General features: G+C 65.1%; 15 protein-coding genes and 1 pseudogene. 6 read left to right on the plus strand and 10 right to left on the minus strand.

The genetic code is table 11. The features are described from left to right. Position 1 precedes the first annotated feature (1 nt). On the minus strand, positions 2-907 hold the full coding sequence (locus MKAN_RS07480) for an alpha/beta fold hydrolase (RefSeq protein WP_023366837.1): 906 nt from the start codon (positions 905-907) through the stop codon (positions 2-4). 275 nt (positions 908-1,182) lie between these two features. Here MKAN_RS07480 and MKAN_RS07485 point away from each other — a divergent pair, with 275 nt between their 5' ends. Both MKAN_RS07485 and MKAN_RS07490 read left to right on the plus strand, forming a co-directional pair. Beyond that, positions 1,183-2,343, plus strand: a complete 1,161-nt coding sequence (locus MKAN_RS07485) for a PPE family protein (RefSeq protein ID WP_023366841.1) — start codon at positions 1,183-1,185, stop codon at positions 2,341-2,343. Positions 2,344-2,359: 16 nt separating this feature from the next. After that, positions 2,360-2,959, plus strand: a complete 600-nt coding sequence (locus tag MKAN_RS07490) for a TetR/AcrR family transcriptional regulator (RefSeq protein WP_023366843.1) — start codon at positions 2,360-2,362, stop codon at positions 2,957-2,959. A gap of 1 nt (position 2,960) precedes the next feature. Here the strand turns inward: MKAN_RS07490 and MKAN_RS07495 are convergent, their stop codons facing one another. After that, on the minus strand, positions 2,961-3,434 hold the full coding sequence (locus MKAN_RS07495) for a VOC family protein (protein WP_023366845.1): 474 nt from the start codon (positions 3,432-3,434) through the stop codon (positions 2,961-2,963). Positions 3,435-3,702: 268 nt separating this feature from the next. Here MKAN_RS07495 and MKAN_RS07500 point away from each other — a divergent pair. Further along, a pseudogene (locus tag MKAN_RS07500) lies at positions 3,703-4,062 on the plus strand (hypothetical protein); the annotation flags it as partial. Here MKAN_RS07500 and MKAN_RS07505 read toward each other — a convergent pair. The 4 genes from MKAN_RS07505 to MKAN_RS07515 form a co-directional block, all read right to left on the minus strand. After that, complete coding sequence (locus MKAN_RS07505; protein WP_023366849.1) at positions 4,035-5,840, minus strand: SLC13 family permease; 1,806 nt, start codon at positions 5,838-5,840, stop codon at positions 4,035-4,037. The pseudogene MKAN_RS07500 and the gene MKAN_RS07505 sit on opposite strands and share 28 nt — an antisense overlap. 215 nt (positions 5,841-6,055) lie before the next feature. Next, the gene (locus MKAN_RS32710; protein WP_308457951.1) at positions 6,056-6,568 is read right to left on the minus strand and encodes a helix-turn-helix domain-containing protein; all 513 of its coding nucleotides are present in this window, start codon (positions 6,566-6,568) and stop codon (positions 6,056-6,058) included. Further along, on the minus strand, positions 6,466-7,560 hold the full coding sequence (locus tag MKAN_RS07510; RefSeq protein ID WP_080674210.1) for an IS630 family transposase: 1,095 nt from the start codon (positions 7,558-7,560) through the stop codon (positions 6,466-6,468). The genes MKAN_RS32710 and MKAN_RS07510 overlap by 103 nt, the downstream gene beginning before the upstream one ends. A 546-nt stretch (positions 7,561-8,106) precedes the next feature. Then, positions 8,107-9,336: a YhgE/Pip domain-containing protein gene (locus MKAN_RS07515; protein WP_023366855.1), complete on the minus strand. Its 1,230-nt coding sequence runs from the start codon at positions 9,334-9,336 to the stop codon at positions 8,107-8,109. Positions 9,337-9,599: 263 nt separating this feature from the next. Between MKAN_RS07515 and MKAN_RS07520 the strand changes: the two genes are divergently transcribed. Next, complete coding sequence (locus tag MKAN_RS07520; protein WP_023366857.1) at positions 9,600-10,472, plus strand: alpha/beta fold hydrolase; 873 nt, start codon at positions 9,600-9,602, stop codon at positions 10,470-10,472. 14 nt (positions 10,473-10,486) lie between these two features. On the opposite strand, the gene gnd is transcribed toward MKAN_RS07520, so the two are convergent. Beyond that, positions 10,487-11,509 (minus strand): phosphogluconate dehydrogenase (NAD(+)-dependent, decarboxylating), encoded by a 1,023-nt coding sequence (gene gnd, locus MKAN_RS07525; protein ID WP_023366859.1) that lies wholly within the window; start codon positions 11,507-11,509, stop codon positions 10,487-10,489. A gap of 15 nt (positions 11,510-11,524) precedes the next feature. Further along, positions 11,525-12,955 (minus strand): glucose-6-phosphate dehydrogenase, encoded by a 1,431-nt coding sequence (locus MKAN_RS07530; protein ID WP_042311994.1) that lies wholly within the window; start codon positions 12,953-12,955, stop codon positions 11,525-11,527. A 117-nt stretch (positions 12,956-13,072) separates the two neighbouring features. On the opposite strand from MKAN_RS07530, the gene MKAN_RS07535 reads away from it, so the two are divergent. Beyond that, positions 13,073-13,906, plus strand: coding sequence for an adenylate/guanylate cyclase domain-containing protein (locus MKAN_RS07535; protein WP_225722868.1), 834 nt, complete (start codon positions 13,073-13,075; stop codon positions 13,904-13,906). Here MKAN_RS07535 and MKAN_RS29435 read toward each other — a convergent pair. Beyond that, positions 13,858-14,067, minus strand: a complete 210-nt coding sequence (locus MKAN_RS29435) for a hypothetical protein (RefSeq protein WP_080674038.1) — start codon at positions 14,065-14,067, stop codon at positions 13,858-13,860. The genes MKAN_RS07535 and MKAN_RS29435 overlap by 49 nt on opposite strands. Positions 14,068-14,099: 32 nt before the next feature. Here MKAN_RS29435 and MKAN_RS07545 point away from each other — a divergent pair, with 32 nt between their 5' ends. Then, positions 14,100-14,795: a guanylate cyclase gene (locus tag MKAN_RS07545; RefSeq protein WP_023366867.1), complete on the plus strand. Its 696-nt coding sequence runs from the start codon at positions 14,100-14,102 to the stop codon at positions 14,793-14,795. On the opposite strand, the gene MKAN_RS07550 is transcribed toward MKAN_RS07545, so the two are convergent. Continuing rightward, positions 14,792-15,115, minus strand: a complete 324-nt coding sequence (locus MKAN_RS07550; RefSeq protein ID WP_023366869.1) for a putative quinol monooxygenase — start codon at positions 15,113-15,115, stop codon at positions 14,792-14,794. The two genes, MKAN_RS07545 and MKAN_RS07550, sit on opposite strands and share 4 nt — an antisense overlap. Between the last annotated feature and the right edge of the window lies 1 nt (position 15,116).

Raw genomic sequence — 15,116 nt, forward strand, 5'->3', positions numbered from 1 at the left:
CTCACCCGGGTGTGCCGACGAACGTCAGGATCAGCTCGGCCACCTTCTCCGGCTGTTCCAGCTGCAGGAAATGCCCGGCGTGGTCGACGATCGCCACGTCGCTGCCGGCGGGCAGCACGTTCTCGGTCCAATGCGTGAAAGCTGGTGTGGCACAACCGTCGTCGCGACCATGCAGGTACAGGCTCGGCAACCGCGGCGGCTCGGTCCACCATCGGTTCAACTCGGCGTAGGCGGCCGGCGGCCGGGTGTTACGGATGGTGGCCCGGTATGGGCCTAGCGCCGCTCGCCAGCTCTCCGGTGTGCCGATCGCGGCGTCGACGTGGCGCAGATCCTCCTCGGCGTAATAACCCGGCGACCACCGGCGCCACAACAGCGTGGGTAGCCACGCGGCGGACCGCTCGGGCAGCCAGGGCAACTGGAAGTAGGCGATGTACCAGCTGCGCAACAGCTGATGCGGGAGCTCGCGGGCCAGCCGCCCGCGGTCGGGTACCCGGCCCAGCGGCCGGAATGCCGCCGCGGGCGGCACCGACATGATGACCGCCCGGGCGAACGGGCTGTCGGGCATCGCGGCCAGACCGGTGGCGGCGATCGCGCCCCAGTCGTGCCCAATCACCACGTCGTCGTCGGTTCCGCCGGCGGCCGCGCGCACCCGCAGCGCGTCGTGCATCAGCGCACCCACGTGATAACAGCCGTCGGCCGGAATCGACGACGGCGCATATCCCCGCATGAAGGGTGCGACGACCCGCCAACCCGCCTTCGCCAGCCGAGGAGCGACCTTGCGCCAGCCGTATGGGGTGTCGGGAAAGCCATGCAGGCACAAGGCGATCGGGGCGCCGGCCGGGCCCCAGGTCAGGGCCTTGAGATCAGCACCGGCGCCCGGGACGTCGATCCAGTGGGGTTCAGGCATGACAGGCTTCCTGGTCGGCGTTGGCGTGGTCGGTCGCGGCGTTGCCAATCATGCCGGGCGTGGCGCCCGGCGCGGCAGCTTGGTTCCTCATGTTGACTCCTATCGCCACCTGCAGCGCGCGCATGATCCAACGTAACCGGGACGCATGGGGGACAAAAAGACCGTCGATCGGGGGACTTCGCATTCATCCCCGGTGTGGCCGCTTGGCCGACAGACGTCGCGCCGCCGTCACGGCACCCTGAATTCAGCGTCGTCAACGGGAGGACCAAGCAACGATGATGTTCGCGTCGTTACCCCCAGAAGTCAACTCGGGCCGGATGTATACCGGTCCCGGAGCGGAGTCGATGTTGGTCGCGGCGAGCGCCTGGGAGACGGTTGCCGGCGAGTTGTACGCCACGGCGGCGTCGGTCGACTCGATGATCTGCGGGCTGATCAGCGGCCCGTGGCTGGGTGCCAGCGCGACGGCCATGGCGGCCGCCGCCGCCTCGTACGTGGCATGGCTGAAAACCACTGCCGCCCAGGCCGAGCAGGCCGCGGCCCAGGCAAGAGCCGCGGTGGCGGCCTATCTGACAGCGCATGCGATGACGGTCCCGCCGGCGCTGGTCGCGGCCAACCGCGCTCAGCTGGAGTCGCTGATCGCCACCGATGTGCTGGGTCAGAACGCCCCGGCGATCGCGGCTACCGAGGCCCAATACGGCGAAATGTGGGCCCAGGACGCGGCCGCGATGTACTGCTACGCCGCCGGCTCGACGGCGGCGACCACATTGACCCCGTTCACCGCGCCGGCCGAGATCTCCGACCCGTCCGGCCAGGTCGCGAACCTGGCCGCGCTGGTCCAGGCCACCGGCAACTCCGTGGCGACCGAAATCACCAACGCCGTTGCGCAGCTGACGTCCGCGGTGCCCGCCGCCCTGGCCGGCATCGGCGGTATGGCGGCGCCGTCGGCGCTGCCGTCATGGGTGAGCGACCTGCAGACCGTGATGAGCATCTTCGGGACGCCGTTCTTCGCCTCCACCTCGCTGGCCGGGCTGGGGATGTCGATGTTGTCGAACCTCAAGGGTCTGTTCCCCGCGGCGGCCGCCGCCGGCGCCCAGATCGCGACGTCGGTCGCGCAGACTGGAACCGGCGCGCTGACGTCGTCGTCGCTGACCGCGGCGGTCTCGGCCGGGTTGGGCAACGCGACCACGGTCGGCGCCCTGTCGGTGCCCCAGAGCTGGGCCGCCACGGCCCCCGTGGCCCCGGCGGCCACCGCCGCGGCGGCAACGCCGTTGCCTCGGTCGGCGCTGGCCGCCGCGGTCGACGTACTGGACGCCGCAAGTCCGGGAACGCTGTTGGGCGGAATGCCGTTGGCGCAGTTGAGTTCCCGAGGCATGACCGGTGGCCCGTCCCGGCTGGAGTTCGGCTCGCTGCGGGTGCTGCCGGAGGTGGTCGGCTGATAGGCGGGCGGGTTCGGTGAGCAATGCGGACACTGTCCGCCGACGGGCCAAAACGGGCGCCACTCAGCGGAGGATCCTGGATGCGGCAACCGAGGTTTTCGCGGCCAGGGGCTTCACCGCGGCGACGATGGCCGATGTGGTGGCCAAGTCAGGTGCCAGCATCGGCAGCATCTACCACCATTTCGGCGGCAAGAGCGAACTGTTTCTGGCGATCTTCGAGCAGCTGGCCGACGACGTGGAACGCCGTATCGAGGCGGCGATGCAGCACGCCCTCCGGACCGGCCCGGACGGCGCGGACCCGCGACACGCACTGCAACTTCACGTGCGGGCCTACCTGGAGGCGATGTGGGACAACCGATGCCGGGCCAGGGTGTTGTCGTCCGGCGACACGCCCGCCGGATTCGAGACCGTCCGCCGCGACCGGATGTCGGCCGCCTTCCGCCGCTTGCTAGCCGTGCTGCCGCCCGACACGTCGCTGCGCAGCCAACTGCTGAGCCGCCTTCTGATGGCGACGATCGCCGAGTCGTCGTTGATGATCGCCGACTGCGAGAACCCCGACGACGTCGCGCCGATCATCGATACGGCGATCGAATGGATCGCCAGGCTCACCAAGTAGCTCACACTTGCGCTGCGGCCCTTTCCAATTCGGCGATGACGATCTTGCGCATGCCGAGCATCGCGGTGGTCGCCGCGGTCGCCACGGCAGGATCGGGGTCGGTGAGCAGCTCGTATAGCCGGGCCGGGACGATCTGCCAGCTCAGCCCGAAGCGGTCTTTGCACCAGCCGCACTGCGATTCTTCGCCGCCTTGGGTCAGCCGGTCCCAGTAGTAGTCGACCTCGTCCTGGTCCTTGCAGTCGACCATGAAGGACACCGCCTCGGTGAAGCGGAATTCCGGGCCACCGTTGATGCCGACGAACCGCACCCCGTCCAGGACGAAGGTGCCCGACACCACCGCGCCCGGTTCACCCGGGCCGGCCTCGGTGTAGCGATTGAAACTCTCGACGTGCGAGTTCGGGAACACCGAGGTGTAGAACTGGGCCGCCTCTTCCAGATTGTGGTCGAACCAGAGTGCGGGCGTGATCGATGGCATGGCCGTCTCCTTGTCGTCGGGGGTCGTCGGGGGTCGTCGGGGGTCGTCGGGGGTCGTCGGGGGTCGTCGGGGGTCGTCGGGGGTCGTCGGGGGTCGTCGGGGGTCGTCGGGGGTCGTCGGGGGGTCGTCGCTGTGATAGACCCCGGCGACGACGAAAACTCACCGCAACATCGTTCAGAACCGCACGCGCGGCGCGTCGCGGCTTGCCAGGTGGTCCCATTACTGGCAAGACCCCCGCCAAGCTGGCCCCTTATTTCTGGCAACCGACGTTAACCGGACCTTGAGGCCAAGACGCCTGCGCCGGCCCGGGTGGAAGGGATACACCACCAACCTGACTACCCAATGCTCGGCATTCGTATCGACGCCTACCACCAGCTGCTAAGCATCGTGGTCGCCGCGTTGGCCGTCAGCCACTACAACGAAACCCAAACCGGCTGGATGATCAAGAAATTCGTGCACACGGCCCGCCGCTACCGCACCGCCAAAATCAAGCTGGCCAACCAATCCTGTCCGCCGCCGACCACTACCCGACGACCTCCGCGAGGCGATCGCCGAAATCGGCAGAAAACTTGCCACGCCACGGACTTCCCGGCCTAGGCGTCAGAAGGGCCAAAACAGCGGTGTGTAAATGACGGCTGCGAGGAAAAAAACGATGGTCACCGGCAGGCCAAGTTTGAGGTAATCCATGAATCGATATCCGCCAGGTCCCATGATGATGGCGTTGGCCGGAGCGGCGACAGGCGTGAGAAATGCCGCAGAACAACCGATCAACACGCCCATCAAGAGGGGTACGGGGCTAACGCCAACCGTCTTTGCGACCGAAAGTGTGATGGGGATCATGATCAGCGTTGCTGGGATACCAGTAAGGACTTGAGTCAGCAGCATGCCGACAACGAAGATCACCGCGAGTATCGCAGCCGGCCCGAGGCGGCCCACAGCGTCCACAATGGTGCCCGCTATGACGTCAGCAAGGCCGGACTGCTCGACGGCAGTCGACATCGGGAGAATCCCTGCGATCAAAAAGACGGTGCCCCACTGGACTCGGCGGTAGGCGTCTTCTGGTGCGATGACGCCGGTAAGGATGACCATAATTGCTGCCAATATTCCGGCTACTGCGGGGGTGAGTAACGCCGTAGCCATCAACGCAACCATTGTGACTGCAATTGCGATCGCTCGTCCGGACCCCCGTCCGAGTTTGACCGTTTGTCTACGCACCTCACTGGGTGCATCAACGAGAAGTACATCAGGGTTCGCCGATGTAGCCTCGAGACTATCCCATGACCCTTCGACTAAAAGCGTGTCGCCGACATTGAGTTTCGCGGGCAGATGAATCTCGTGGTCGAGCCGATGCGCCGCCAGCACTACGACATCGGTTTCAAGCAGCCGCTGGCCTGCATTCACCTCCTGGTGTACGTAGCGCGATCTCGGGGGGATCATGACCTCGACGATGCCGCCTTGGACGTTGAGAAAGTTCTTGAGGGGCTCCGAACCCGAGTGTTGATCAACAATTTCCAGTGCATTCTTCTGGGCATAGCTTTCGATCGATGATCGATCACCAATTACGGTAAGGAGTTCCCCTTCCGTAATAGTGCGATCGAACCGAGCTGCTAGCGTTGGTCCACCACGAGCTGACGGTATCAACTTGATGCGGTCAGCTCGTATAGCCTGGTCACTGATCCGCGCACCGACCAACGGACTGCTCTTTGTAGGCCGAAGATGGAACACATGATCAAGGCCATAATGCTGGGCGAGGGTCTCCCCGTGGCTCGACAGATCCGCGGACTGGGACACGGACCTGCGAGGGGGCAGCAACCACACTAAGACCGAGGTGATTACGACAGTTGCAAGGAGAAGTGGCGCACCGAGTATTCCGAATGTGAAAAAGCCGACCGTCATGCCCGTGGTGTTTCCGATGGCATGAGCGATCATGATGTTGATCGGTGAACCCACCAGGATAAGCAGCGGCCCCACCTTTGCAGCGAAGGCCAGCGGCATAAGCATTCGTGACGGAGTCATTCCCATGCGCTGGCAGACCTTGACCGCGCTGGGAACCAACGCCGCTGTTGCGCCGGTCGCAGTTATGACAGTCCCCATCAACGCTGCCACCGTCATAGTTAGGACCAACGCACGGCTTCTGCTATTGCCAGCGCTCGAATCAATGATTCCTGACACCCACGCGGTTACACCGGTAGCATCCAGCGCTTCGGCAACGATCAATAACGAGGCTATGAGAATTACGGTCGGGCTGGAGAACCCAGAAATCATTTGATCTGGTGATATCACGCCGACGACGACCAACGCGAAGGCGGAGCCCAAAGCGACTATTTCCATTGGCCATCGATTGAGCGTGAACATGAGTGTCGCGGCCAGTAGCGTTATCGAGGTCATCCAAGCGGCGGTGGACATCCAACCTCCTTGAGTTGAGCGAATTGGTGAACTCCGGACTGGTGTCCTGCGCCAGGAATTCGTTGATGATATGAGGCGAGTCGTTCGAGGAATTCGTCGGCGGTTGTTCGAAGTGAACGGCCGTGGGTCGTCGTTCCAGTTCTGGATCCAGGCGCGGATGTCTTTCTCGAGAACCTGGATGGAACGGTGCGCTCCGCGTCTTAGCTTCTTGTCGGTCAGCAGCGCGAACCAACGCTCGACCTGGTTGCGCCACGACGAGTAGGTCGGGGTGAAGTGCACGTTAGACCGTGGGTGCGCCAGCCCGTCCAGCCTCGGGTCAAGGAACCGCAGCGCCACTTACCCACCGTCGGCCGCGAAACCCGCTCCCGCGCCGCCACCTCCGTGTTAGAGAGCCCCTCGGCACAGGCGAGCACGATCCGCGCCCGTAACGCCAACGCCTGCGCCGACTTGCGCCGAAGTGCCCACCTGGTCAGCGTCTCGCACTCCTCATCGGTCAGCACCAGCTCCGTATTCGTTCGCCCTCGCTTCGTCGCACCCGAATCATCGTATTCATCAACGGAATTCGCGTTGACCAGGGTCGACAACCAGCAGTTACAACTATGTAAGTGAATTCCTGGGCAGGACACTAGTGTCCCGCACCAGGAATTCGTTGAAGATACGAGTTGAGTCGTTCGAGGACCTCGTCGGCGGTTTTGGTCCAGGCGAAGGGTTGGGGGTTGTCGTTCCACGCCGTGATCCAGTTGCGGATGTCTTTTTCCAGAGCCGGGATTGATCGGTGCGTGCCGCGGCGCAGTTTCTCATCGGTCAGCAACGCGAACCACCGTGCGACCTGGCTGAGCCAGGACGAATAGTTCGGCGTGAAGTGCATGTGGAAGCGGGGATGCGCGGCAAGCCATTTCGCCACCACCGGAGACTCGTCGGTTGCGTAGTTGTCGCAGATCAGATGCACATCGAGGCCGGCGGGAACCTCGGCGTCGAGTTTGACCAGGAATTTCTTGAATTCCGTCGCGCGGTGGCGGCGCCGGTGGATCGATCCGTAGACCTGCCCGGTGGCCACATTCAGAGCGGCGAACAATGTGGTGATGCCGTGGCGGACGTAGTCGTGGGTACGACGTTCGGGCAATCCCGGCATCATCGGCAGCACCGGGGCAGTGCGGTCCAGGGCCTGGATCTGGGATTTCTCGTCCACGCACAGCACCAGGGCCTTCTCCGGGGGGTCCAGATACAACCCGGCGACATCGCGAACCTTGTCGATGAACTGCGGATCGTCGCTGAGCTTGAACGTGTCGACCAGATGGGGCTTGAGTCCAAGAGCCTTCCAGATTCGGCCCACCGTCGATTTCGACAGCCCACTTCGCTCGGCCATCGATTTGCGCGACCATTTGGACGCGGCTTTGGGCTGGCTCTCCAGCGTGTCGACCAGTACCTGCTCAATCCGGTCGTCGGTGATCGTGCGCGGAGCGCCGGGTCGCGGCTCATCGGTCAAACCGTCTAACCGATCCTTGACAAACCGTGCCCGCCACTTACACACCGTCTGCGGCCACACGCCCACCTCGGCGGCGACGTCCTTATTGGATTTACCTGTTGCACAACACAATACGATCCGAGACCGCTGCGCCAGCGCCTGCGAGGACTTCGGTCGCCGCGCCCAACGCTCCAACGTCTGCCGCTCATCATCTGTCAACGTCAACTCGGCCACCGGCCGTCCCCTGCTCGCCACCAACAAAGCATATATTTATTCGTTCAATTTCTGGCGCAGGACGCTAGCCCAGCTGATGCCGGTGCTGCGGGCGGTGGCTCAGGACCGAAATGGCCACGAACTCGTGCGCACCTACCCGGCTGAGACCGGCTTGCACGGCCGCGCCCTCCTGCGGTTGTGCCGGACCGGCCCTCATCCAGTCCCCAGCAGATGGCGTGACCGAATTGCATTGCGTCGCTGTCGTCTTGGCCGATTTTCAAGGCCTCGCGGTGGATGGTGTCGAGGGGCTCCGGGTTGACCTGCGGCTCCGATGCTGCGGGCAGACGGCATGGGCGGCAAGACAACCGGTGATTGCGCGGTTTGGCCCGACGCGAGAAGTACCGGTCCGACGACCCGGGGAATGGCCACCAGCGCGATGCCGCAGATCGCGGCGACACGGCGGTTGAACATGGGTGCTTCTTCGCTGAGGTCGCAGTGCTCTTGTCCGCGCCTCGAGCGTCCGGCCGCAGAACAGCCGGAAACTCAACGAGACGTTGGCCCCTCGTCGCCTCCTTGGCGACACTGGCGTCAGCAGGTTGCGGAAACCTCGATGCGGGGCAGCCGGTCGCGGTCGCGGATGTAGGTGACCAAGGCACCGGCCGACAAAGCGATGCCCAGGCCCAGCGCGCACACCGTGACCGATCGGATCAGCTCGGCACCGCCGGCGCCGTCTGAATAAAGCAAGGACCGACAGCCCAGGAATGCCTGGCGCACCGGTTCGAATTCGGCGAGCCAGGCCACGAACCGCGGCGAGGCCTCCAACGGGATGGTGGCACCAGCCGACGGAATCCCCAGGAAGATGAACACGAACACGCTGATCAACGCACCCCAGGTGCCCAGGGCCGCGATCAGCGAACTCGACATGACGCCAACCGTGGCGACAATGAAGGCACCGAACAACCACACCGCCAGCAGCTGTGGCGCCGGCATACCCAGCGCAACCGCGATCCCTAGGCAGACCGCAGATGTCGGCAGGGCCAGCAGCGACAGTAGCGTCCACTCCACGAGCAACGCCTGCAGCCGGGAGACCCTAATGCGGTCGGCTAACCGCTGCCATCGCCCATGGTTTACCGGCGCCGAACGCAGTAGCGCCCCGGCGGTCAGGCTCACCACGACCGCGGCCGTAACGCCGCCGATCACCAGCAGTAACGAGCAGTACAAGACGGAAACTCCACTCCCGCCGTCGGGAGGCTCGGCCCCGATGGTGTCGACGTCGATCGGGCTGGCCAGCACCATCAAGGCGCCTCCCGGCACCGGCGCGCCGTCGCTTTGCCGTCGTAGTTGCGCGGTGAGCATGGTGCCGGCCCTGGCGTTGACGACCGCCAATGCCTTCCGCATCGCCTTCTCGGCGATGACGGCGGCGACGGCGCCGGACCGCTGGCCGGTCGAGATGGTGATGACCGGCTTGAGGGGTTGCCCCGGCTGCAAGGTCGCATCCGGCAACGCGAACAGTCGCTGGGACAGGTCCCAGGGCAGCAAGACCTGCGCGTAAACCTTCCCGGTCTCGAGTTGGTCGCGCGCTTGATCGGCCGGCAGCACCCGGATGTCGAACTGGTTCCTGTCCATATTGGCCGCAAGCCCGTCGGCGATGAGTCGGCCCGTCATCCCCGTGTCCTGGTTGACGATCGCGATCGGAAAATGTCGCAGGTTAGCACCGGGGTTAAGGGCGCCGCCGACGTAGAACAGACCCAACCCGTACATCAGCGCGACCGCGACGATGATCGGGCCCAGCCACACCCGCGGCGTGCACAACGACACGCGGCCGGCCGGTCGGAATGCCTGGCGCCTAGGTGAAAGCGTAAGAATGAGAACTCCTTTGGTCCGCGCCATGTCGCCCTGGCCGGCAAGGCCCTAAATTTTTGTCAACCTAGGATGACATATAAGACGGCGTGTCGGGGTGGGTGTCAGCCGTGAAGTTGCTGTGAGACCGGGCTCCTGCGGCCGCCGCGGCGGAGATGGCCCGCGGTCACGTCGCCACCCTGGATGAATGTGCTTAAACGAACTAGGTAACGTCGGAATGCGTGAGCACCGTGAGCAGCCCCCGCACTGTCGAGTTTTCCGGTGTCGGGGAAATCACGCTGGTCGCCGACGAATGGAACCGCGGCGCCGAGGCGGCCGATCGGCCGAGCATCCTGATGTTGCACGGCGGCGGCCAAAACCGGTTCTCCTGGAAGAAGACCGGGCAGATCCTGGCGAACGAGGGGTTTCACGTCGTCGCGCTCGACACCCGTGGACATGGGGACAGCGATCGAGCGCCGGCCGCGGATTACGCCGTCGAGACCCTCACCGAGGACGTGTTGCAGGTCATGGATGCGATCGGTCGTCACGTGGTGGTAATCGGGGCCAGCATGGGCGGGCTGACCGGCATCCTGGTCGCCGATGCCGCCGGCCCCGAACGGGTGACGGGATTGGTGCTGGTCGACGTGGTACCCCGGTACGAGAAGGAGGGCAGCGCCCGCATCCGGGATTTCATGCGCACCAACCTTGATGGTTTCGCTTCGCTCGAGGAAGCCGCCGACGCCGTCGCGGCCTATCTGCCGCACCGCACCAAGCCGCGCAGTCCCGAGGGGTTGAAGAAGAATCTGCGGCTGCGCGACGGACGGTGGTACTGGCACTGGGATCCGGCGATGATGACCGCACCCCTGGATGACCCGGACCTGCGCACCGAGAACTTCGAGCGGGCGGCGGTGAATCTGAAGATCCCGATCCTGTTGATCCGCGGCAAACTCTCCGACGTGGTCAGCCCGGAAGGGGTCCAGGACTTTTTGGCCAAAGTGCCGCGCGCGGAGTTCGTCGAGCTGTCCAACGCCGGCCACACCGCCGCCGGCGACGACAATGACGCCTTCAGCGATGCGGTGGTGGACTTCGTCAGGCGGACGGTTGCCGCGACCTAATTTTTCTAGCTTCGCTAGTTGGCCGGTTTCTCGGCGTGTCCGCCGAACTGCTTACGCATGGCCGACAACGCCTTGTTGGCGAAGTCGTCGAGGTCACGCGAGGCGAACCGGGACTGCAGCGCGGTGGTGAGCACCGGCGCGGGCACGCCCTCGTCGATCGCCGCGATCGAGGTCCACCGGCCCTCCCCGGAATCGGAGACCCGCCCCGAAAACTCCTGCAGCTCAGGCGATTCGTGCAGTGCGATCGCGGTCAGATCCAGCAGCCACGAGCCGATGACACTGCCGCGGCGCCACAGTTCGGCGACCTCGGGGATGTCGATGTCGTACTGGTAATACTCCGGGTTGGACAGCGGCGCGGTCTCGGCGTCACCCTGCTGCACGCGGGTGCCGATGTCGGCATTGCGCAGGATGTTCAGGCCCTCGGCCAGCGAGGCCATCATCCCGTACTCGATGCCGTTGTGCACCATCTTGACGAAGTGTCCCGCCCCGGACGGCCCGCAATGGAAGTAGCCCTTCTCCGATTGCGCGACCTCGCCATCGCGGCCGGGCGTGCGCGGCGCCGCCTCCACGCCCGGCGCGACGGTGGCAAAGATCGCCTCGGCGTGCGCAAATGCGCCGGCATCCCCGCCGATCATCAGACAGTAGCCACGCTCCAGGCCCCACACGCCCCCGCTGGTGCCGGTGTCCAGCAAGTGAATTCCCTTGTCGGACAGCAGCTTTGCGTGCGTGATGTCGTCGCGATAATAGGTGTTACCGCCGTCGATCACGATGTCTCCGGAGTCCAGGGTCTCGGCCAGCTCCTTGATGACCCCGGTGGTGATGTTGCCCGCTGGCACCATCACCCACACGACTCGCGGCGCGGAGAGTCTGTCACGCAGCTCCCGCAGTGACGACACCCCGGTGGTGTTGTCCTCCCCCGCCAAAGCCTTGACGGCGTCGGGGTTGTGGTCGTACACCACGCATTCGTGCCCACCTTTGACCACTCGACGGACGATGTTGGCACCCATCCGGCCCAGACCGATCATCCCTAGCTGCATATGATTTCGTCTCCCTTACTGTGCTGTTCTTGCGCCGCGAGGCAGCCACGGCTGTTGCCAACTGCGGTGACCACGCAGCAGCGTCTGCGCGGCATCGGGTCCCCAGGAACCGCGGTCGTACTGGTGGACTTCGCCCGGGTTGTCGAGCACCGGCTGCACGATCCGCCAGGTCTCCTCGATGCTGTCTTCGCGGGCGAAGAGCTGGCGATCACCCTGCAATCCGGCGTGCAGGAGTCGCTCATAGGGACGGATCGGCTCACCGAGGTCTTCGGCGAACGAGGAGTCCAGGTGGATGTCTTGCCACGCATTGTGGGTGTGGGCCGAAATCTGTAGCCGCATCCCGGGGTCGGGATCGATGCGCAGCACGATCTGGTTGGGCTCGGGCGGCCTGCGGTTGGGCAGAAACGCCAACCCGGGAACGTGGTGCAGAAACATCCGAACCTCGGTTACCTTCTCCGGCAACGCTTTTCCGGCCCTCAGGAATATCGGTACGCCCGCCCAGCGCCAGTTGTCGATCTCGGTCCGCAGCGCGACGTAGGTCTCGGTCTGCGAATTCTGGGTCACCCCGGCAACATCGCCGTAGCCCCGGTACTGGCCGCGCACGTAACGCGCCGGCTCCAGCGCCGGCATCGCGCGAAACACCTCGGCCTTCTTGTCGTTGAGATCGTCGGCGCTGGCGCCGACCGGCGGCTCCATCGTCACCAGCGCCAACACCTGCAGCAGATGGTTCTGCACGACGTCACGCAGCGCCCCAACCGCGTCGTAGAAGGAGCCGCGGTCCTCGACGCCGAAGTTCTCCGCCATGGTGACGTGGATCTCGGAAATGCTCTTGGAATCCCACAACTCGGCCAGGCCGCGATTGGCGAAGCGCAAGTATTGCAGCTCGACGACGGGCTGTTTGCCCAGGAAGTGGTCGACGCGCAGGATCTGCTCTTCGTCGAGCACCGCGCGCAGCCTGGAGTTGAGTTCGCGCGCCGAGGCCAGGTCGTGGCCGAAGGGCTTTTCCACCGCGACGCGTGCGCCCCGAACCAGGTCGGCCGCCGCCAGATTCTCGACGATCGGGGCGAACAACGCAGGCGGCATTTCCAGGTAGTACAGGGGGCGACGTCCGGAACCGATCTGCTTGGCCAGCGATGTGTACAAGGCGCTGTCGGTCACGTCGCCCGATAGATAGGACAACCGGCTGGCCAACCGGGCGAACACCTTGTCGTCGAACTTCTCCCCCGACTGACCGATGGCCTCCCGGGCCCGCTCGACCAGCTTGTCCACCGGGATGTCGTCACTGGCCACACCCACGATCGGACAGTCCAGCAACCCCCGACGCTCCAACCGGTACAGCGCGCGGAAAGTCATCTTGCGCGCCAGATCACCGGTAATTCCGAAGATCACCAACACGTCTGAGGCACTAGATACGCTACCGGCCAATGCCCACCTCCAGGACGTCATCTGCGAAAGTCACCCAACGGCTTGACAGCTACTTCCCGTGGTGGCCGACCTCAACCCTAGACATTGCCTCCTGGCCCGACAAGATCGACTCAGCCGGGCCCGGGAAGAATGGACCGGGTGTTGGGCTCCGGTGCTGCGCTACACATCGCGGTCTATGTGCTGGCCGGGATCGCGGTGGCGGAAGCCGTCGGGCTGGTCGTGCTGTGGCGGTTGCTGAGCCGCAGTCGTCAGGAGGTCGAGGAGCTGCGACGCCGCGCCGATGCCCGCAACTGGTTGTTGTCCGGTGGCCGCGAGGCCGTCAAGACGGTATGGCAGACCGCAAACCTGGTGCGCAAGGAGGGCTTCGGCGCGGCGGTGCGCAGCTCGATCGAAGACCTGGCGGACTGGGCCGAAGTCGAGCGGCCGGACCTGGCGCGAGTCACCCCGGACGGTCGCGTGGTGATCTTGTTCTCCGACATCGAGGAATCTACCGCACTCAACGAGCGAATCGGTGATAGAGCCTGGGTCAAACTCATTGCCGCACATGACAAGATGATTCACGAGCTCGTCGAACGCCGGTCCGGCCACGTGGTGAAGAGTCAAGGCGATGGATTCATGGTCGCCTTCGCCCGGGCCGAACAGGCCCTACGGTGCGCCATCGACATCCAGGATGCGCTACACAGGGAAGCAAAGCGTAAGCGCCGCAACGTGATAAGGGTCAGAATTGGCATCCACATGGGCCGCTCGGTACGCCGCGGCGACGACCTGTTCGGCCGCAACGTCGCCATGGCGGCCCGGGTTGCCGGGCAGGCCGCCGGCGGCGAAATACGGGTGAGCCAACCGGTTCGCGACGCCGTCGGCGATTGCGACGGCATCGGCTTCGACGAGGGCTGCGACGTCGAATTGAAGGGCTTCTCCGGCAGCTACCGCTTGTTCGCGGTGACGTCCCCGCCCGTGTCCGACGGGGACTGATAGCCGGCTGCGCCGGATTCGGCCAGCCTCTGGTGCAACCGGGCCCGGACCTCGTCGGCGCTATACGCGCGGCGCTTGCGTTCGTCGCGCACCACCAGCGCCCCTCCGGCGACAACGCCGGCGACACCGGCCAGGCCTAGCCACTTCCAGATGCTGCGCATGACGACAGGCTATCTCTGCCTAAGGTGCTGGGGTGGAAACCAGCACGCTCACCCTGGACCAAGCGCTGACCGAGACCCGGACGGGCGACCTGTGGTTGTTTCGGGGGCGGTCCGGGCCGGACCGCGCCATCCAGACGTTGACCAACAGCCCGGTCAACCACGTCGGTATGACGGTGGCCATCGACGACTTACCGCCGCTGATCTGGCATGCCGAATTGGGCGACAAACTGATCGACGTGTGGACCGGCACCCAGCACCGCGGCGTGCAGCTCAACGACGCACGCCAGGTGGTGGAGCAGTGGACCGGGCGCTACCAGCAGCGGTGCTGGCTGCGCCAACTGACCCCGTATGCCAACCGGCAACAGGAGAACGAACTGCTGCGGGTCATCGCGCGGATGGACGGCACCCCATTCCCGACGACGGCTCGGCTGACCGGACGCTGGCTGCGCGGCCGGCTGCCCACTCTCAACGACTGGATCCGCGGAATTCCGTTGGTGGACAGCAAGGTTCGCGAACAAACGCAGCGACGCAAGGCCACCCGGCGGGCGATGGGCCTGGAGACAGCGTACTGCGCCGAGACGGTGGCCATCACCTACGAGGAGATGGGGTTGCTGGCCACGGACAAGGACGAGAACTGGTTCGACCCGGGCAAGTTCTGGAGCGGCGACACGCTGCCGCTGGCGCCGGGTTATCGGCTGGGCAACGAGATCGCCGTCATCGTCGGCTAGCTGACCGACATCTCCCCCATGACCGACCATCCGGTGGCGTCGATGGTCTGGCTGATGATCTTGGGCGTGGACGCCAACGCCTGCGGCAGCTGCTGCATGGCCTGCTTGAAGTGATCGCTGTTGACGTGGGCCGCGCCGGCGTCGCCGTCGCGGAAGGCTTCGACCAGAACGTATTCGGCCGGATTGTCCAGGCTGCGCGACCACTCGAACCACAGGTTGCCCGCTTCGGCGCGGGTGGCCGCGGTGAACGGCGCCACCAGATCCGGCCAGCGCTCGCTCCACTCGGGCTTGGTTTCGAACTTGACGACGATGAAGATCACT

It is taken from the genome of Mycobacterium kansasii ATCC 12478 (assembly GCF_000157895.3).
GTDB lineage: Bacteria > Actinomycetota > Actinomycetes > Mycobacteriales > Mycobacteriaceae > Mycobacterium > Mycobacterium kansasii.

What these genes read in the sequence shown, in the direction of transcription:
- MKAN_RS29435 (WP_080674038.1), bottom strand. Translation starts at nt 14,067, where the DNA reads ATGCGCAGCATCTGGAAGTGGCTAGGCCTGGCCGGTGTCGCCGGCGTT.
- MKAN_RS07495 (WP_023366845.1), bottom strand. Translation starts at nt 3,434, where the DNA reads ATGCCATCGATCACGCCCGCACTCTGGTTCGACCACAATCTGGAAGAG.
- MKAN_RS07505 (WP_023366849.1), bottom strand. Translation starts at nt 5,840, where the DNA reads ATGTCCACCGCCGCTTGGATGACCTCGATAACGCTACTGGCCGCGACA.
- MKAN_RS07485 (WP_023366841.1), top strand. Translation starts at nt 1,183, where the DNA reads ATGATGTTCGCGTCGTTACCCCCAGAAGTCAACTCGGGCCGGATGTAT.
- gnd (WP_023366859.1), bottom strand. Translation starts at nt 11,509, where the DNA reads ATGCAGCTAGGGATGATCGGTCTGGGCCGGATGGGTGCCAACATCGTC.
- MKAN_RS07480 (WP_023366837.1), bottom strand. Translation starts at nt 907, where the DNA reads ATGCCTGAACCCCACTGGATCGACGTCCCGGGCGCCGGTGCTGATCTC.
- MKAN_RS07530 (WP_042311994.1), bottom strand. Translation starts at nt 12,955, where the DNA reads ATGACGTCCTGGAGGTGGGCATTGGCCGGTAGCGTATCTAGTGCCTCA.